The organism is Acinetobacter sp. 22301, from assembly GCF_052045285.1.
Taxonomy (GTDB): domain Bacteria; phylum Pseudomonadota; class Gammaproteobacteria; order Pseudomonadales; family Moraxellaceae; genus Acinetobacter; species Acinetobacter pittii.
Genome location: NZ_JBQEOR010000001.1, coordinates 457,366 through 474,514, shown reverse-complemented (window position 1 = coordinate 474,514; position 17,149 = coordinate 457,366). Strand labels below are relative to the sequence as shown.

The 17,149-nt window shown below is 39.9% G+C and carries 17 protein-coding genes; 6 read left to right on the top strand and 11 right to left on the bottom strand.

The features are described 5' to 3' along the window. Positions 1 to 106 precede the first annotated feature (106 nt). From ACTJJH_RS02240 to ACTJJH_RS02215, 6 genes are all read right to left on the bottom strand, one after another. Positions 107 to 1,480, bottom strand: a complete 1,374-nt coding sequence (locus ACTJJH_RS02240; protein WP_440600649.1) for a long-chain fatty acid transporter — start codon at positions 1,478 to 1,480, stop codon at positions 107 to 109. 155 nt (positions 1,481 to 1,635) lie between these two features. Beyond that, complete coding sequence (locus ACTJJH_RS02235; protein WP_440600648.1) at positions 1,636 to 3,459, bottom strand: acyl-CoA dehydrogenase; 1,824 nt, start codon at positions 3,457 to 3,459, stop codon at positions 1,636 to 1,638. A gap of 9 nt (positions 3,460 to 3,468) precedes the next feature. After that, positions 3,469 to 3,930 carry a MaoC family dehydratase gene (locus tag ACTJJH_RS02230; protein ID WP_440600647.1) on the bottom strand — a complete coding sequence of 154 codons (462 nt, stop codon included), beginning with the start codon at positions 3,928 to 3,930 and terminating at the stop codon, positions 3,469 to 3,471. A 2-nt stretch (positions 3,931 to 3,932) separates the two neighbouring features. Beyond that, complete coding sequence (locus tag ACTJJH_RS02225; RefSeq protein ID WP_440600646.1) at positions 3,933 to 4,844, bottom strand: SDR family NAD(P)-dependent oxidoreductase; 912 nt, start codon at positions 4,842 to 4,844, stop codon at positions 3,933 to 3,935. Positions 4,845 to 4,888: 44 nt separating this feature from the next. Beyond that, positions 4,889 to 5,644, bottom strand: a complete 756-nt coding sequence (locus tag ACTJJH_RS02220; protein WP_000272929.1) for an SDR family NAD(P)-dependent oxidoreductase — start codon at positions 5,642 to 5,644, stop codon at positions 4,889 to 4,891. Positions 5,645 to 5,656: 12 nt separating this feature from the next. Beyond that, positions 5,657 to 6,421 carry an SDR family oxidoreductase gene (locus ACTJJH_RS02215; protein WP_000190710.1) on the bottom strand — a complete coding sequence of 255 codons (765 nt, stop codon included), beginning with the start codon at positions 6,419 to 6,421 and terminating at the stop codon, positions 5,657 to 5,659. Positions 6,422 to 6,600: 179 nt separating this feature from the next. Here ACTJJH_RS02215 and ACTJJH_RS02210 point away from each other — a divergent pair, with 179 nt between their 5' ends. The 3 genes from ACTJJH_RS02210 (at position 6,601) to ACTJJH_RS02200 (ending at position 9,358) form a co-directional block, all read left to right on the top strand. Further along, on the top strand, positions 6,601 to 7,536 hold the full coding sequence (locus ACTJJH_RS02210) for a LysR substrate-binding domain-containing protein (RefSeq protein ID WP_440600645.1): 936 nt from the start codon (positions 6,601 to 6,603) through the stop codon (positions 7,534 to 7,536). A 93-nt stretch (positions 7,537 to 7,629) separates the two neighbouring features. Beyond that, positions 7,630 to 8,199, top strand: coding sequence for a TetR/AcrR family transcriptional regulator (locus ACTJJH_RS02205; protein WP_440600644.1), 570 nt, complete (start codon positions 7,630 to 7,632; stop codon positions 8,197 to 8,199). A gap of 139 nt (positions 8,200 to 8,338) precedes the next feature. Further along, entirely contained in the window at positions 8,339 to 9,358 is a 1,020-nt protein-coding gene (locus tag ACTJJH_RS02200; RefSeq protein ID WP_440600643.1) for an MBL fold metallo-hydrolase, read from the top strand. 57 nt (positions 9,359 to 9,415) lie between these two features. Here the strand turns inward: ACTJJH_RS02200 and ACTJJH_RS02195 are convergent, their stop codons facing one another. After that, positions 9,416 to 9,784, bottom strand: coding sequence for a hypothetical protein (locus ACTJJH_RS02195; RefSeq protein ID WP_002061057.1), 369 nt, complete (start codon positions 9,782 to 9,784; stop codon positions 9,416 to 9,418). Between the two features lie 406 nt (positions 9,785 to 10,190). On the opposite strand from ACTJJH_RS02195, the gene ACTJJH_RS02190 reads away from it, so the two are divergent. Both ACTJJH_RS02190 and ACTJJH_RS02185 read left to right on the top strand, forming a co-directional pair. Further along, positions 10,191 to 10,739 (top strand): RrF2 family transcriptional regulator, encoded by a 549-nt coding sequence (locus ACTJJH_RS02190; protein ID WP_057077175.1) that lies wholly within the window; start codon positions 10,191 to 10,193, stop codon positions 10,737 to 10,739. A 159-nt stretch (positions 10,740 to 10,898) separates the two neighbouring features. Beyond that, a complete protein-coding gene (locus ACTJJH_RS02185; protein WP_440600642.1) occupies positions 10,899 to 12,104 on the top strand; it encodes an NAD(P)/FAD-dependent oxidoreductase in 1,206 nt (401 codons plus the stop codon). Between the two features lie 93 nt (positions 12,105 to 12,197). Here ACTJJH_RS02185 and ACTJJH_RS02180 read toward each other — a convergent pair whose 3' ends face one another. Beyond that, the gene (locus ACTJJH_RS02180) at positions 12,198 to 12,890 is read right to left on the bottom strand and encodes a type 1 glutamine amidotransferase domain-containing protein (RefSeq protein ID WP_005069171.1); all 693 of its coding nucleotides are present in this window, start codon (positions 12,888 to 12,890) and stop codon (positions 12,198 to 12,200) included. 156 nt (positions 12,891 to 13,046) lie between these two features. Between ACTJJH_RS02180 and ACTJJH_RS02175 the strand changes: the two genes are divergently transcribed. Then, on the top strand, positions 13,047 to 13,463 hold the full coding sequence (locus tag ACTJJH_RS02175; RefSeq protein ID WP_017481049.1) for a MerR family transcriptional regulator: 417 nt from the start codon (positions 13,047 to 13,049) through the stop codon (positions 13,461 to 13,463). A gap of 232 nt (positions 13,464 to 13,695) precedes the next feature. Here ACTJJH_RS02175 and ACTJJH_RS02170 read toward each other — a convergent pair whose 3' ends face one another. The 3 genes from ACTJJH_RS02170 to ACTJJH_RS02160 form a co-directional block, all read right to left on the bottom strand. Further along, positions 13,696 to 14,763: a saccharopine dehydrogenase family protein gene (locus ACTJJH_RS02170; RefSeq protein WP_440600641.1), complete on the bottom strand. Its 1,068-nt coding sequence runs from the start codon at positions 14,761 to 14,763 to the stop codon at positions 13,696 to 13,698. 15 nt (positions 14,764 to 14,778) lie between these two features. Further along, entirely contained in the window at positions 14,779 to 16,017 is a 1,239-nt protein-coding gene (locus tag ACTJJH_RS02165; protein ID WP_032035203.1) for an NADH:flavin oxidoreductase/NADH oxidase family protein, read from the bottom strand. Positions 16,018 to 16,174: 157 nt separating this feature from the next. Beyond that, a complete protein-coding gene (locus ACTJJH_RS02160) occupies positions 16,175 to 17,005 on the bottom strand; it encodes an alpha/beta fold hydrolase (RefSeq protein WP_032035205.1) in 831 nt (276 codons plus the stop codon). Between the last annotated feature and the right edge of the window lie 144 nt (positions 17,006 to 17,149).

The following is a 17,149-nucleotide window of genomic DNA, read 5'->3' as shown; positions in this document are numbered from 1 at the left end:
AACTGTTCCTACTCCACTTTTTATATTTTCTTTAATCTCTTAATCTGCTTACTCTCGTGTAGAAATAAACTGTTTATATAACTAAGCGATCCATCAAATAGTTGAATTAAAATTTATAACCAATTTTCAAACCGTAACCGATTGAATAGTTATTTTTATATTCACCCACATAATATTCACTGCCTGCCTGAGCACCAAGCTGACCTTTGGCATCACCAAGCCATAGATACTTCATTCCACCTGAAATAAAGTATTTTGAAGTTGGACTATATTGCGCACCAAGACCAACACTGTAATAACCTTTAGCTGGCCCACCTGTGGACACGCGCTCACCTGCTCCCGAGTCCCAACCTACAGAAACTGAACCTGACCATTTATCACTTAGGCGTTGTCCAATTCCAAGATTGGCAGACCATTGATCATCATAATAACGAACCAGATTAAAACCATTTGGTCGACTTGGCGTTGATAGAACCCCAACAACTTCTGAGATTTCACCAAAACGATACGGTTTAAACTCAAAATCATTCCAGTGAACCCAACGCACGTTACCGAACAATAAAGTCCCTTTGCGTAATCCAGTCTGAAATTCCAAATTCACTGACTCTGGCGCTCTAAACTTAGTTGAGCCTGATGTGCCTGCTTCGGGTAAGCCCGCAACAATATGATTGAGTGCATCCTTCCGCGATTCAGTGAGTTGTCCTATAGAAACCATATACGCCAAATGCTGATCAAGAAAATCACGGCCTTGCTGCGTACTCAACATATCAACCAGTGGCGCATTTTCATTAGCAGTCACTTCATGCATAATTTCTGAACGATAGGTCAATGAGGCTTTAATGGCTTTTTCGGGAATTTGATAACCAAATCCTGCCAGCCATCCCCAATCTCCAACTTCTTTGGCATTAAAGTCATAGCCATTATATAAACTGAAAACTTGACCTCTTAAATTAACGTTACTTTTAAATGTCTGATAAACAGGACCTGCATAAAAATTCCAGTTCTTATCCGGTTGATAACCAAATATCAGACTAAAATTTTGCATAACAAAATTCGATTTGGTGTTCCCTGTTACGACTTCTCTACCGGTCTTTTGGGCAAGTGTTGCTGAATCAATGCCCGGTACTAAAACCGTATCGCTCGGCTTAGCAACAAAACTGTTATTTCCATAATATTCAGAGTCGGAAGTAAATGGCTGATCGTAAAGAAAACCAAATGAAAACTGAGGTGCTAACTGTAATTTTAAAGCTGCACTGGGACGATAATCAGAGTTTGCAATATCAGAAATACTATTACGTGTTGGGTTTGTACCTGCTTCTTGTCCTTCTAATGAAGTATCTGAAACAGATAAACTTGCCTCAAAATAATTACCGGGTTGTAGAAATGCAGAAATTGATTGTCCTGTTCGATCAAAGGCTGCTGCATAGAGTGGGCTCGTACAAAATGAAGCCATGACCATGACTAATGTTTTCTTTTTCATCTTTTAATCCGTCCTAGATTTTTATTTTTACTTATTAGGGCGCTCTTTACTGAACGCCTGATGTTTGTTTTACATAGTGATTCTTATTAGGCATTTTCTATAAAATCGGATTGTTCTCCTTTATATTCAACGGCGCGGTTAAGGAATGGTTCTTACTAGAACCATTCTTCTGACATATTGAGTGGAGTCGTCTCTACCGGATCAAGTACCGCTAACCAACTTATAATTTTCGGCATTTCCCAGCCAAAAAAATAATCACACGCTGCAAGCTTCCCATGCAGAAAATCAGGATCTGTTGAGTTCGGCATGAGTTTATGAATGACTACCGCTTGATCAAGCCATAACCATCCCACCACAAGATGTCCAAAAGCTTCCAGATAATTGGCTGCATTTGCCAGTTGAAGTTCTACATCGGTTAAGGCATGCAATTTCTCTGTTACATTTCGGATGAGTTGCCACTTTTGTTCTAATTGATCTGCATGATCTTTTAAAGAAGGCTCTGCGTTGGCTTGTTCAATCGTATTCATGATTTTTTCATGTAATAGCTTCATCGACAGTCCCTGATTAAGACGAGTTTTTCGTCCTAATAAATCGAGCGCTTGAATGCCAAATGTTCCTTCATGAATTGGGTTGAGTCGATTGTCCCGATAAAACTGTTCAACATTATATTCACGGGTATAACCGTAGCCGCCATGAACTTGAATGGCTAAATCATTTGCCACAAGCCCCCATTCAGAAGACCAGCTTTTGACCACTGGTGTTAATAGATCAAGTAATTGATGGGCTTGATCGCGCTGCTCGGCATCGTCAAGCGAGTGGATATCATCGGTTAATCGGGCTGCGTATAGGCACAGTGCCAACGCACCTGAGACATATGCTTTTTGCGCCAATAGCATACGGCGAACATCCGCATGTTGAATGAGCGGAATTTGTGGAGAACTTGGATTGCGTTCACTACGAGAACGGCCTTGTACTCGAGTTTTTGCATAATCTAAAGCATGAAGATAACCTGTATATCCTAATGCTGCTGCCCCAAGTCCAACCGAAATTCGGGCTTCATTCATCATATGGAACATATAGGCCAGCCCTTTACCAGCTTCGCCGACTAGTTCACCAATTGCGCCTGCTTCTCCTTCGGGTGTGAAACGACCTTCCCCAAAATTCAGCACACAATTCACTGTTCCCCGATAACCCATCTTGTGGTTAATTCCAGCTAATACCACATCATTACGTTCACTTGGCTGTCCATTTTCATCGAGTAATTTGCGCGGTACAGTAAACAGAGAAATACCTTGCACACCTGCTGGTAATTGTCCATTTTCATCTGGAATTTTTGCCAAAACCAAATGAACAATATTGTCAGAAATATCGTGCTCGCCGCCTGAAATCCACATTTTGTTTCCAAACAAACGATAACGACCATCTTTTGTTTTAATCGCACGTGTACGAATATCAGCCAGACTTGAACCTGCTTGCGGCTCCGATAAACACATCGTTCCGAAGCATTTGCCTTCTATCATGGCGTTGACATAGGGTTTAACTTTTTCAGGTTCACCATGAGCCATTAATAAATTTGCATTACCAATGGTTAAAAAGGCGTAGCCTGCTGTTCCCGAATTAGCACCAAGTAGATATGCCATACCTGCACGCTCAATGGTATTGGGTAAGTTCATCCCATTCCAATCTGAAGGAAACGCTGCACTCATCAAACCTGCATCAGCAAAAGCCTTAAGCGCGACTCCGACTTCAGGATTGACAGTTACACGTTCACCATCAAAAACAGGTTCGTTACTGTCATTTTTTTTATTATGAGGAGCAAATAAATCGGTTGCCAAAGCCTCGTAAACGTTTAAAACAGAGGTATATTCAAAACGGTCCTGTCCTGCAAAAGAATTGCGTTGGCTGAGTTCTTCAACTTTTAGCCAATCGAATAGCAAAAAATCGACATCACGGCGAGAGAGAATTAATTCATTGCTCATGGGTTATTCCTATACATTTACAAGTGTAAGCCACTCTGTCACAAGTGCTGGTTTTGCCTGATCTTCGATTTCAATCGTGACTTCCATGATCAACTGATAACTTCCCTTATTTTTTTGGGAAACATTTTTTAAGTGAAAATTTCCACGCACCCGCTTACCGCTATGTACAGGACTCATATAACGCAAATTATTGATGCCATAATTCACGCCAGATTTTTGCCCCTGTACAGTCGGCAAGACCTGAGCGGCCATCGCTGAAAGTAAAGAGAGTGTTAAAAAACCGTGGGCAATCGTGCCACCAAAAGGTGTCTGGCGAGCAGCTTCTTCATCCACATGAATAAATTGATGATCTTGTGTGACATCTGCAAAGGTATTAATCATGCTTTGATCAATGGTCATCCATTGCGAGCTACCTAATGCTTGGCCTTGCAACTCAACAAGCTGGTCGATGCTTAATGTATTTTTTGTCAAAATTATTCTCCTGCCATTAATGAAGCTTTTTTCAGCTCAAGCTCACCTTGAGCGCCACCTCTGACAGGCACAAACTCATCTGTTCGGTCTGAAACATCAGCTAAACGTTGTGCTAAAACATGCGGAACTTGTTCATCCGTACCTAAATAAATTCCTTGAGTAAGGGTAATGTGGGCAGCTTCAAAACTACCTGCGCCCGCACAAAGAATCATACGAGTCGGTGCATCTTCGCTAACCAAAGTCGCGATTGCAGGACTGACCGCACTTGGAGCAAGAGCTTTAAGGGCTTCTTCGGGTAATAATCCTTCAAGCATACGAGTTGCTGCTGTTGGTGCTAGACAATTTACCCGAACATTAGATTTTTCACCTTCTAAAGCCAGTGTCTGCATGAGTCCAACCAATGCCATTTTTGCAGCACTGTAGTTGGACTGCCCAAAGTTGCCATATAGACCAGATGATGAAGTCGTCATAACAATACGACCATATTTTTGCTCGCGCATGATAGCCCATACCGCTTTTGTGCAATTTACTGCCCCCATTAAGTGGACATCAATCACGGTACGAAAGTCATCTAGTGACATTTTGCTAAAAGTTTTATCTCGAAGAATTCCAGCGTTATTAATTAAAATATCTACACGTCCCCAACGGGCAATGGTTTCATTTACCATCTGTTGAACTTGTTCAATATCAGTGACTGAAGCACCATTTGCCATCGCCTCACCACCAGCCGCAATAATTTCATCCACGACTTTTTGGGCCGCCATGGTTGAGCCACCTTTTCCGTTTACATCGCTACCAAGATCATTCACGACCACTTTTGCACCCAAACGAGCCAGTAACAATGCATGTTCCCGCCCTAGACCTGCGCCTGCACCTGTAACAATAGCCACTCGATTGCTTAAATTAATTGTCATGATTTTTTCCTAAACATATGAATAAGATGTATTTAATAAATGTTTTAATAAGCTGTCACGCCGCCATCAATTGCAATGGCTTGACCTGTGAGATATGAGTTTTCTTTGGCACACATCATCAGCATCATTGCCACCACTTCGCTTGGATGGCCAAGACGCTTCATTGGCGAGGCCTGCCCTAAAAAGTCTTGTTTCTCTTTGAGCTCACTGTCGACCACCATCGGGGTGGTTGTATAAAATGGACAAATTGCATTAACTCGAATGCCTTTATTTGCATATTCAACCGCTGCTGTTTTGGTTAATCCCACCACAGCATGCTTTGCCGCAGCATAGGCAGCCAATTTGGGAGCAGCGCCTAAACCTGCAACAGAAGCAACATTCAGAATAATGCCCCCACCTTGTTGCAACATCTGACGAATTTGATGCTTCATTCCAAAGAACACACCTTTGGCATTGACGGCAAAACTCAAATCCAGATCTGCTTCATCGGTATCAATAAAGCTTTTCATAGGCGGACTCATACCTGCATTATTGATCCCGACATCGACTCTACCAAACTGAGTAACTGCACTTTGCACCAAAGCCTGTACATCTGCTTCACAACTGACATCACACACTTGCGCAACCACCTCTACTCCTGCTTGGCGTAGCGGTTCAACTACAGTATTTAACCCTTCAATATTCAAGTCACCCAACACTAATTTTGCACCATACTTTGCCAGTTGCTCTGCCAGCAATGCACCAAATCCACTCGCCGCACCTGTGATTAAGACCACTTGACCTGAATAATGTTCGTACATTGCTATTTCTCCCTAAATAGTTAAACCGCCATCAACCACAATACATTCACCATTGGTGTAACTCGCAGCATCTGACACTAAATAAAGTACAGTTCCAGCCATTTCACGTGGTTCTGCGTGACGGCGTAATGGAATTGTGTCCATCCAGCTTTTATAAATATCTTCATTTTCAAATAGTGCCGAAGCAAATTTAGTCTTGGTAAGACCCGGCAATAAAGCATTCACTCGAATGCCCAATGGTCCACATTCTTTTGCAAAGGCTTTGGTCATATTCACTACCGCAGCTTTGGTAATAGAATAAATACCTTGTCGATCTCCGGGTTGCAGGGCATTTACAGATGCGGTATTAACAATTGCACCGCCACCCTGTTCTTTCATTAATTTACCTGCCTCGACAGACATGAAGAAATATCCACGAATGTTGACTTCAACCGTTTTGTTATAGGCCCCAATATCTGTATCTAGAATATGACCAAAATAAGGATTGGCAGCTGCATTGTTGACTAAAATATCTAAACGACCGTGTTCTTTACGAATATATTCAAAAATTGCTGCAATATCTTCGAGTTTACCCACATGACAAGCGGCTGCCTCCGCTTTACCATTTGCTGCAATAATTTCATTAGCAACGCGTTGGCAATCTTCAATCTTGCGACTAGATACAATTACATGTGCGCCTTGTTCTGCTAAAAGTTTGGCAATTTCCTCACCAATACCACGGCTTGCACCTGTAACTAAGGCTATTTTTCCAGTCAAATCAAATAAATGTGTTGCCATATCATTTCCTTATGTTCATAGGTTTTATAAAAATTAGTTGTAATCAACGCTTTCTAAATGCTGTTACCACAAGCGCTACATTCAAAATTCACAGTGTTAATCACTCTATTTCTTATGCTATTTCCTGACCATATCTAACTTGTTACAATGAATAAAATGAATTGTTTGAATAACAAACTATGAATGAAATGAATAATAATATTGCCTCTCTTGCTCGTATTGATCTCAATTTATTTCGTGTATTTGTGGCAATTTATAGAGAAAAAAATCTGACACGAGCCAGTGAACAACTTTTTCTAAGCCAACCTGCTGTTAGCCATGCATTAGCTCGTTTACGCGATCATTTTAATGACCCATTATTTATTCGAGATGGACACGGTGTTGTTCCATCACCTTTAGCCAAACGTTTATGGCCTAAAATTGAACAGTCATTACAACTTATGCATCAAGCAATTCAAAGCACGCATGACTTTGTGCCAGCACGAGATTTAAAGCATCTCACAATTGCTATGAATGATGAGTATGAAGGAATTTTTTTACCCTCTATTATTCAGCACTTAACTCAATTTAATCCTAATTTGCAGTTAAATAGCGTACGCATTGATCGTAAAAACTTAAGACATGAGCTTTCTACGGGGAAAATCGATTTTGCGATTGATGTTCAACATTCGGTTGAAGATAGCATTGGTTATGAATGCCTTACTAAAGATCAATTTGTAGTAATAAGTCGTAAGCAGCATCCCTTATTATCCAAAACAACCCTAACCAAAGAAATTTATTTAGAAGCTAAACACATTACAGTGTCCTCTCGTCCTACAGGTCGTGTTTTTGAAGATTTTTTCTTATCTAAACAAGGTATCAAAAGAACAATTAGTTTCCGCTGCCAACAATATGAAACGGCAATCCGATTAATTACACAAATGGACCATTTACTCACGATTCCTCAATGTCAAATTGCTCATTTTAAAGATACTTACCCTCAAATTAAGGTGCATCCGCTACCGATAGATATTGTTGGATATCAAATGAATTTATATTTGGATCAACAAAAGTCCCATGAACACCAAATCGTATGGTGTAAGAGCCAAATATTGCAGCTTATGAATAGTTTATAAAATAGTAAATTTTTGACAGTAAAATTCTATTTCTCTTGCACTACTCATATTTTTATGTATGATTGAGTAATCACTCAATTAATATTTTTGTATATGGCTCGTCCTCGTAGTGAAGATAAACGTAATGCAATTTTAAGTGCTGCTATCGAAACATTGGCAGAGCTTGGCGAGCGTGCGTCTACCTCAAAAATTGCCAAAGTTGCTGGCGTGGCAGAAGGCACTTTATTTACCTATTTTAGTAATAAAGAAGAACTGCTGAACCAGTTATATCTTTCGCTAAAGGCTGAGTTACGTCAGGTGATGATGCTTAGTTACCCCACTAACGCTGACCTGCAAATACAAATGTCACATATCTGGCAAAGCTATTTGGACTGGAGTCTAGAAGCCCCTCTTAAACGTAAAGTAATGGCGCAGCTTTCGACCTCGGAACAAATTACTGAGCAAAGCAAACAAATTGGCATGCAAACCTTTTGTGACCTCACCCAAAACATTCAAGAATGTATTAACGATGGCAAATTAAGAGATTATCCGCCGTTATTTATTGCTTCAATTTTAGGTGCGCTTGCCGAAGTTACACTCAATTTTATTGCCCAAGACCCTTCTCAAACCGAGCGTTATCGCAAATCTGGTTTTGAAGCGTTTTGGCATGCAGTTTCAATATAGATAAAAGATAAGGATGCGCGGCATCCTTATTTTTGAATGAATTAATGAGTGAGTAAATACTCATTTAAATAATCAAAATAAGCACTTAGCCCAAGTTCTTATTTGTACATATAGGTTTGTTCCAATAAGGAAAAACAAAATGAATATTTCAAACACAACAGACTTGCCAGCTCCCTCAATGCCATCTCAGCAACACAATGGCAAATTTAGAAATACGCGTCCGAACCAACACCAGCCTTCTTTTGGCAAAACGCTTCAACTTATGTGGAAGTTTCTATTTAACAAACCAAAAGACACCGTTCCAAATAGAGAAATTCCTGTTTTAAGTTTGTCAAAAGAACAGCTTTTAAGTGCACCCGATCGCTCTCTATTTCGTTTGGGCCACTCAACCATCTTGTTAAAACTTCAAAATGAGTTTTGGTTAACCGACCCAGTTTTTTCAGAGCGTGCATCACCTTTTCAATGGCTTGGACCAAAACGTTTCCATCAGCCCCCAATTAGTATTGCCGAATTACCACCCATTAAAGGCGTGATTTTGTCGCATAACCACTACGACCACCTCGACTACCATGCAGTAATGCAGCTTAACGATAAAGTTAAGCACTTCTTAACACCGCTTGGTGTGGGTGACACTCTCATTAAATGGGGAATTCCATCAGAAAAAGTTCAACAGCTCGACTGGTGGGACACAACATCTGTCGATGGACTCGAACTGGTGGCTACCCCTGCCCATCATTTTTCAGGCCGTGGTATGGGTGATAGCAATGCGACTCTTTGGGCTTCGTGGGTAATTATTGATAATGACTTACGTGTATTTTTTAGTGGAGATACGGGCTATTTTGACGGGTTTAAAGAGATCGGTCATCGTTATGGCCCTTTCGATCTAACCATGTTAGAAACGGGTGCTTACGACCCCGAATGGCCTGATGTTCACATGCAACCAGAGCAAACTTTACAAGCTCATATCGATTTAAAAGGCCGTCATTTGTTGCCTATCCATAACGGTACTTTCGACTTGGCGCTTCATGCTTGGGACGACCCTTTTGATCGTATCGTCGCTTTGGCTCAACAAAATGAGTTAGCGATTAGTACGCCTCAAATGGGTGAACTCTTGAATCTTAATGAACCAAATGCCGAAAATTATTGGTGGCGTTCGTAAGTTTGAAGAAATTATTTGGAGAGTAAAAGAATGCTTTTTCTCTCCAATATTTAAATTTTAACTTTTCTTATGTGCCTTCCAAGGAAACTTAATTGTGCACACAACAAAAACCAGAAATAAAAATTGGGAAATATACATATAGTTAAGCAAGTCTCGCCCCACTTTTAATGTAATCCAAGTGTTGTGAATGACATCACTAAATATAATGAGAAAAGTTAGAATTAAGCCGATACGAGGTCTATAAAATAGAAGAATTGCTGCAAGTGGATCAATAAACGTTAAAGATGTCCAATAAATACAAGTAAATAAAGGCGCATTGTTATAATCCCAAAACAAACCATGCATCAAAACTGTTTGTAAATGGTTGAACCCTGCACCGATAAGGCAAAGTGCATAAATACATCTAATAATAAATTCAGTTTTCAAAACAACTCTCTTATTCATTCATCATGCTATATAAAAAATATTTTTATTCAGATAAAGCTATTTAATATTTTAAGTAAAACAATCTACGTAAATATAATTTAAATAACTCTATAAATAAATGATAAATGCCTATCCCGTTTCATCTATCTTACTTATAAGTGGTGAACTATTTGATTAAACATCTATTAGACATTCATACGATTAAAAGAACTCAATAAAATATTTTTTATAAATTATTAAAATCTTTTTATTTAATAAAATTTGTATTATTCAATTAGATAGATTCATAATTAAAACTTTTAAATAGCTTACTTAAAACTAGGACTAACTTTGTCTTAGTTTTATTATTGACTTAAAACACAGACTACATTAGTCTGTGTTTGTAGTTGATCAATTATGAAATTAAATGGCTTATATCACTAGTAGCGTCGAGTATGCGATTCACTGTCTTCTTTTTCTTGTGAACAATGAAGATAAACCTTTGAGTAGTAAGGATCTTGCTGAATTACAAGGAGTCTCTCCGAGTTTTATGGCCAAGATTTTTCCTAAACTTGAAAAGGCAGGTCTCGTTATTGCTCAGGAAGGTGTTCGTGGTGGATATTTACTCGCCCGATCTGCTTACGAAATCAGTTTTTTAGATATCGTGAATGCAATTGAGGGTGAAAAACCGCTTTTTGAGTGCCAAGAAGTTCGTGGGAAATGTGCTGTCTTTAACAATGCCCCACCAGATTGGGCAACCAGTGGTGTGTGCGCAGTGCATGCAGTCATGCTACAAGCTGAAAAAGCCATGCGAGACGCTTTAGGTGCTCATACACTTGGCGATATTGCAGACCGTTTTGGCCGTTATGCACCCGACGTGTTTTTTAGTGATGTAAATGGCTGGATCAATGAACGCATCGAAGGAAGAACAGCAAAAATGCGTAAAAGTAAAATATCGCGGGATACCCCCGACTAATGAGCTGAAAGGGTCTCAAACCCTAGAGTAATAACACCCCCTAATCGTTTTAAACGCCTTCTCAGATTTTTCGGACAATCAGGGAAAGGACTCGCTCACCCTAAATTTTGTGATGAGCTGGAATGTGTTGTCCGAAAAATCGATCAAAAGGATAATCAAATGAGTAAGCGTATTATTATTGCTGGTTCTGGCTTTGCTGGTTTATGGGCCGCACTTGCTGCACAAAGAGCAATCCACTTAGCATCGCAAGAACAAAACATTGAAGTGATGATGGTTTCCCCTAGCCCAAATGTCGGGATTCGTCCACGTCTTTATGAGGCTGTGCTTGAAAACATGAACCCTGATATTTCAGAGTTATTAAGCGTGGTTGGGGTTAAATTTCTGGCAGGTTGGGTAAATAAAATTGACTCAAACCAACAGACCATCGAAGTTGCAACCACCGATGGTAACAAACAAAATTTAAGCTATGACCGTTTTGTTCTAGCAACCGGAAGTACGACTTTTATGCCCCCTATACCGGGTTTAAAAGAATATGGATTTAGCGTAAATACATTAGAAGATGCTGAAAAACTAGATCATCATCTTAAAAACTTAGCCACTAAACCTGCAAATGCGGCACGTAATACTGTAGTTGTTGCTGGTGGTGGTCTTACGGGGTTAGAAACTGTGACCGAAATGCCTGAGCGTCTGCGTAGTATTTTAGGTGAAATTGATGTCCGTGTGGTTTTGGTTGACTCCTCAACAGAAATTGGTGCAGCAATGGGTGACCAAGCCGCTACAGTTATTCGAGAAGCCCTTAACGAGCTGGGTGTTGAAGGTAAAGCTGGACTGCGCGTAACTGCACTTGATGCAACTGGTGTGACACTTTCTAATGGCGAAAAAATTGAAACAGAAACCGTGATCTGGACTGCGGGCATGCGAGCTAACTCACTCACTTCTCAAATTGCTGGTGAAAAAGATAATTTGGGCCGTTTGATTGGGGATGCTTATTTACATGCACCTGAAGCAAAAAACATTTTTGTGACTGGCGACACTGTAAAAGTTCCAACCGATGATTTAGGTAATTTTAACGTGATGTCGTGTCAGCATGCTATGAGCTTAGGCCGTGTGGCGGGTTATAACGCTGCGGCAGAATTGGTTGATTTACCCCTTCATCCATACAGCCAACCAAAATATGTAACTTGTGTTGACTTAGGTCCTTGGGGTGCACTTTATACCGAAGGTTGGGATCGACAAGTTCAATTTGTGCGTGAAGAAGCGAAAAAAATTAAACAGGAAATTAATACTGTCTGGATTTATCCACCAGTTGCAGACCGTGAAGCAGTTTTTGCAATAGCAAACCCTGATTTTGTAATTGTTCCTTAAGGTTAATCTCGTAGGAACAATCCATTTATTTAAAACCCTAAAAGCAAGCCCATCGCTGGTCCTACTTTTAGGGTTTATATTTGAATTATTAAATTATGACTTTTCTAGCTCTTCTATTATCGCTAAAGCCGTCTTTTTAGCTGAAAACGGGTTTTGACCCGTAATTAACTTACCATCTTGAACGACATACGGCGCAAAAGGAATAAAAGCTTTTTCATAACGAGCACCATATTCTTTTGCTAACTCTTCGGCATTGTATGGCACTTTTTTTGCTACTCCTGCCAAAACCTCTTCACTCCATGCAAAGCCTGTTAACTTTTTATCTTTTATAAGTCGTTCACCATTTGAAAGTCTGACATTGAGCAAGCCACAATAGCCATGACAAACACTCGAAACAATGCCGCCTTTTTCATAAATATTTTTGGTGATTTCTTGAAGTTCAGGATTATCTAAAAAATCCCACATCACACCATGACCACCTGTGTAATAGATCACGTCATAGTCTTGCCAATTAATATCGGAAGGCTTAAAGGTATTTGCCAGCAGCGTAATAAAAGCCTGATCTTTTTCTCGGTCTTTAACAGATTTATCTGCCACTAAAGGCACAAGCGATTTTGGTTCAATTGGAGTTTTTCCGCCATTTGGACTCACAATATCTTGCACATAACCTTGTTTTTCAAACTCATCATAGGCATGGGTGAGCTCACCTAACCACAGTCCTGTTTGTTGATCTACATCCTTATAACGTGAAACATTGGTCACGACGTGTAATATGCGTTTAGACATTTTCTCACCTCATTTTTCATATTTATAATTCTATTCTTTCGTCTATCAAAGCATAGAAAGTTGTTACTGAAAGTGTGTGCTTGGTAAAGTTATGAACCTTGCTTTTGTGTTACTATAAGTCTAAAGTTAGCTTGAATGTCAAGAGAGTATGTAGCTATGAATATTAGCGAGTTATCGAAATTAAGTGGTTTAAGTACCCCTACTATTCGTTATTACGAGCAAATTAAACTCTTGCCTAAAGCCAAAAGAAAATCGAATGGCTATCGTGAATATACCGATAACGATTTGAAACAACTTTCTTTAATCCAGCAAGCTCAACAAGTCGGGTTTTCTTTAGCAGAAATTAAAGCATTTTTGCCGTCGAAAGTTGTCGCTTGGGACCATGATGCTCTCATTCAAACGATTGAAACCAAAATTCAGGAAATAGAACTTTTAGAACAAAAGCTAAAAGTCAGTAAGCAAAACTTACATACCATGATTGAAGCTATTAATAACAAACCAGATGAAATTACATGTGAGCAAAATGCAGAACGTCTGATGAATCTCTATTTTGACAACGCAAAAACACCGTAATTTCAATTTCAATTAGAGTTAATCGCTCTCGCGTTGTATAGATGGGTACTGGTATCAACTAAGTAACCAAAGCGTTTAAGTATCATTTTATAAATCTAAAAAAACGAATTACGGACCAACGCTGTAATTCGTTTTTTCATGCAAATACTATAGAAAAAAATCAGCCAATCTTTTGATAGTGAAAACCTTACTCGGGACCACCAATAAATGTGCTGTTTTAATAAAGGCTTTATTAATTAATGACCAGTGGACCAGAACCCGGTAGTTCGGTCACTAGCTTATACCCCATCAGTTTTGCAGGTGTGTATGTACCACCCTTAACGGTATTTTTGAGTAAATAATTCACCACAGTCAGTGAGCCATTTACGGTAAGGCTATAAGCGTTTTCCGTTTGGATGCGGGCGGTTTTGATTTCCCCACGCGTATTTCTTGCTTCACCCCAAACATAGGTAGGTACTTTTGCGCGAAGTTCCTCATTTGGCCCAACAACCGTTTTTTCAATACGCGATTTAATAAACTTCTGTACAGCATTTAGTTTTAATACTGGGCGTAAATAGTTCATCATTTTCGCGCCCATAATCATTTTGGGAAATGCAGGTACAAATACTTCAATGTTTGGAATACCTGTTGTATAGAACGCTGTAGATACGTCTCCCCACGGAACACTCATGGCACTTTTTTTACCGTCACCAAAATCAATGGTACGCACATAATGGGCTAATGGAACGGTGGTAATTTTTCCGTTTTTACGAATTTTTCCACCTTCGGCCATGCCTTCTGTACTTGTTTTAGCTGTACCTGGTGAAAACCCTGTTCTAGAGTCAAAACCAAGCGCTAAATGAGTCGCATCTGGCAATGCTTCTTTCAGTGCAGCAGCAACACAATCTGTCGGGATCACATCGAAACCGACACCCGGACAAAGCACAACATCGGCTTTTTCAGCTTGGCTGTTAAGTGACTGTGCCAATTCAAATACGGCGATTTCACCAGTAATATCTAGATAGTGAGCACCAGCCTTTATACAAGCTTCCATCATGGGTTTTGATGTTGCTGAAAATGGCCCTGCACAGTGCATCACCAATTTAAAGCCTTGGAGTTGTTCACTTACCGCATTTATGTTATCCAGTCCAAAAGCTTTATAGTCGAGTCCCAACTCTTGAGCTAATGTTTCAACCTTAGCTTTGTTACGACCAGCCAGAGTTGGTTTTAGACCTTGGCGTACAGCTTCACGAGCGATTAACTCGCCCGTGTAGCCATTTGCTCCATAAATTATCCAGTTTGAATCGTTAGGATTTGTCATAACACAACTCACTTATTAAGAAGCAAATGAATAGTCACGCATGCCTTTTTTGTATTGGCGGGTACGGCATGACATCGCTGATTGTTGCAAAATTAAAGCCCAAGCTGGTGAAACATTTGGTTTTGTTTTTTTACCAGAGCTTAAATTACGTAACTGGAATTTGACCACCGCGATATTGGCAAGTGAAGCAAGTGTTTTGTTCTTCCAAGTAATCGGTTTTAATTCAGGGCTAAGATTCTGGCCTTGTTTCCAAGCATTTGGCAAATTAGGTTCAATCGCTAGAGCTGTGGCAATACCGACCATATCTACACCGCTTTCAACTACTTTTTCTGCCACTTGTTTACGGCGTATACCACCTGTCACCATAACAGGCATTTTGGCAACTTTACGAATCTCTTGCGCAAATTCTAAAAAGTAAGCTTCACGAGCAAGTGTACGGCCATCACGTGCTTGACCTTGCATTGCAGGCGCTTCATAGCTACCGCCTGAAAGTTCAACCAAATCTACAGCGTGTTCATTTAGCATTTTAACTACTTGTTGAGCATCTTCAGCGCTAAATCCACCGCGTTGGAAATCGGCTGAGTTCAGTTTTACTGCAACAGTAAACTTAGGTGAAACGACTTTACGAACTGCTTCCACAATCTCAATTAAAATACGAGCGCGATTTTCTAAAGAACCACCCCACTGATCTTGGCGTTTATTGCTGAGTGGTGAAAGAAACTGGCTTAATAAGTAACCATGTGCTGCATGAATTTCTACACCAGTAAACCCAGCTTTTTCACCTAGACGCGCTGTGTTTGCAAAACGCTGAATCACCTCTGCAATTATAGATTCAGTCATTTCAATTGGTGTATTAAAGCGATTTGACATTTTGCCAAGATCAAGTGAAATAGCCGAAGGCGCCCAAGTCTGCTGACCAAGGTTTGCTTGCATTTGACGCCCCGGATGGTTAATTTGAAGCCACACCTGAGCGCCTTTTGAGCGACCAATTTGTGCCCATTTTTTAAAAGTATCTAGATGCTTTTCATCTTCTAATACTACACCGCCCGGTCCAGTCATCGCTCGGCGGTCTACCATCACATTTCCAGTAATAATTAGACCTACGCCACCATTTGCCCAAGCTTGATATAAACGCATTAATTCTTCTGATGGTGCGTGGTTTAAATCAGCCATGTTTTCTTCCATTGCCGCTTTAGCAATACGGTTTGGAACATATGAGCCATTTGGGAATACTAATTTTTCGAACACTTTCATTGGAATGACCTCATTCAGTATGGCTTTACTTTAAGATTAAAGCTAACTTTAATGTCAATACCTTTTATTATTTCTATATTTATTACTTTCAATTTCAGTAATTTATAAATAAAAAAGAGGCACTTAATAGGCCTCTTTTTAAGTTTATAGCTTTAAATTATTCACGAATAAATGCCAACAAGTCAGTATTAATCACTTCATGGTTTACGGTTAACATACCGTGAGAAAAACCTGGATAGATTTTGAGTCGGCTATTGTGAAGCAATTCTGCCGATTTCACCCCAGAAGTTTTATAAGGCACGATTTGGTCGTCGTCACCATGTAATACCAAAACAGGAATAGTGATTTTCTTTAAATCTTCTGTAAAGTCGGTTTGTGAAAAAGCGACGATACCGTCGTAATGCGCTTTTGCACTACCCGTCATGCCCTGACGCCACCAGTTCGAAATGATACCTTCCAATGGCTTCGCATCTGGTCGGTTAAATCCATAGAACGGGCCAGATGGCAAGTCACGGAAAAATTGCGCACGGTTTGTGAGAACTTGATTTTGCAGGTCATCAAAAACTTCTTTTGGTAAACCTTCAGGATTATTTTCGGTTTTAACCATAAGTGGTGGAACCGCACTAACAAGGACAGCTTTTGTAACGTTTTCTTGACCATGACGTGCGATATAGCGAACTACCTCACCACCACCTGTTGAATGGCCAATATGAATTGCATTTTTAATGTTCAGATGTTTAACTACTTCTGCCACATCATCTGCATAATGGTCCATATCGTGACCATCCCACACCTGACTCGAACGTCCATGTCCCCGTCTATCATGAGCAACTACACGAAAACCTTCTTTAAGGAAAAAAAGCAATTGTGTGTCCCAATCATCTGAACTTAAAGGCCATCCATGATGAAAAAATAAAACTTGGGCATCACGTGGTCCCCAATCTTTATAGAAAATTTCTACGCCGTCTTTTGTGGTTACATATCCCATCTTTGTTCTCCTAATGAAAAACTGCTTGCTGATTCGTTATAAAGGCTTGAATATTTATACTCAGTTAAAATGAGCTTTGATGTTCTAATAACAATGTTGCACATAAATTAACATGCTCTGATATGAGCAACAGTAATTACTCAG

Coding starts and splice junctions, on each gene's coding strand:
- ACTJJH_RS02200 (WP_440600643.1), top strand. CDS start 8,339: ATGAATATTTCAAACACAACAGACTTGCCAGCTCCCTCAATGCCATCT.
- ACTJJH_RS02205 (WP_440600644.1), top strand. CDS start 7,630: ATGGCTCGTCCTCGTAGTGAAGATAAACGTAATGCAATTTTAAGTGCT.
- ACTJJH_RS02215 (WP_000190710.1), bottom strand. CDS start 6,421: ATGGCAACACATTTATTTGATTTGACTGGAAAAATAGCCTTAGTTACA.
- ACTJJH_RS02240 (WP_440600649.1), bottom strand. CDS start 1,480: ATGAAAAAGAAAACATTAGTCATGGTCATGGCTTCATTTTGTACGAGC.
- ACTJJH_RS02175 (WP_017481049.1), top strand. CDS start 13,047: ATGAATATTAGCGAGTTATCGAAATTAAGTGGTTTAAGTACCCCTACT.
- ACTJJH_RS02185 (WP_440600642.1), top strand. CDS start 10,899: ATGAGTAAGCGTATTATTATTGCTGGTTCTGGCTTTGCTGGTTTATGG.
- ACTJJH_RS02180 (WP_005069171.1), bottom strand. CDS start 12,890: ATGTCTAAACGCATATTACACGTCGTGACCAATGTTTCACGTTATAAG.
- ACTJJH_RS02210 (WP_440600645.1), top strand. CDS start 6,601: ATGAATGAAATGAATAATAATATTGCCTCTCTTGCTCGTATTGATCTC.
- ACTJJH_RS02235 (WP_440600648.1), bottom strand. CDS start 3,459: ATGAGCAATGAATTAATTCTCTCTCGCCGTGATGTCGATTTTTTGCTA.
- ACTJJH_RS02190 (WP_057077175.1), top strand. CDS start 10,191: ATGGCTTATATCACTAGTAGCGTCGAGTATGCGATTCACTGTCTTCTT.
- ACTJJH_RS02225 (WP_440600646.1), bottom strand. CDS start 4,844: ATGACAATTAATTTAAGCAATCGAGTGGCTATTGTTACAGGTGCAGGC.
- ACTJJH_RS02170 (WP_440600641.1), bottom strand. CDS start 14,763: ATGACAAATCCTAACGATTCAAACTGGATAATTTATGGAGCAAATGGC.
- ACTJJH_RS02220 (WP_000272929.1), bottom strand. CDS start 5,644: ATGTACGAACATTATTCAGGTCAAGTGGTCTTAATCACAGGTGCGGCG.
- ACTJJH_RS02165 (WP_032035203.1), bottom strand. CDS start 16,017: ATGAAAGTGTTCGAAAAATTAGTATTCCCAAATGGCTCATATGTTCCA.
- ACTJJH_RS02160 (WP_032035205.1), bottom strand. CDS start 17,005: ATGGGATATGTAACCACAAAAGACGGCGTAGAAATTTTCTATAAAGAT.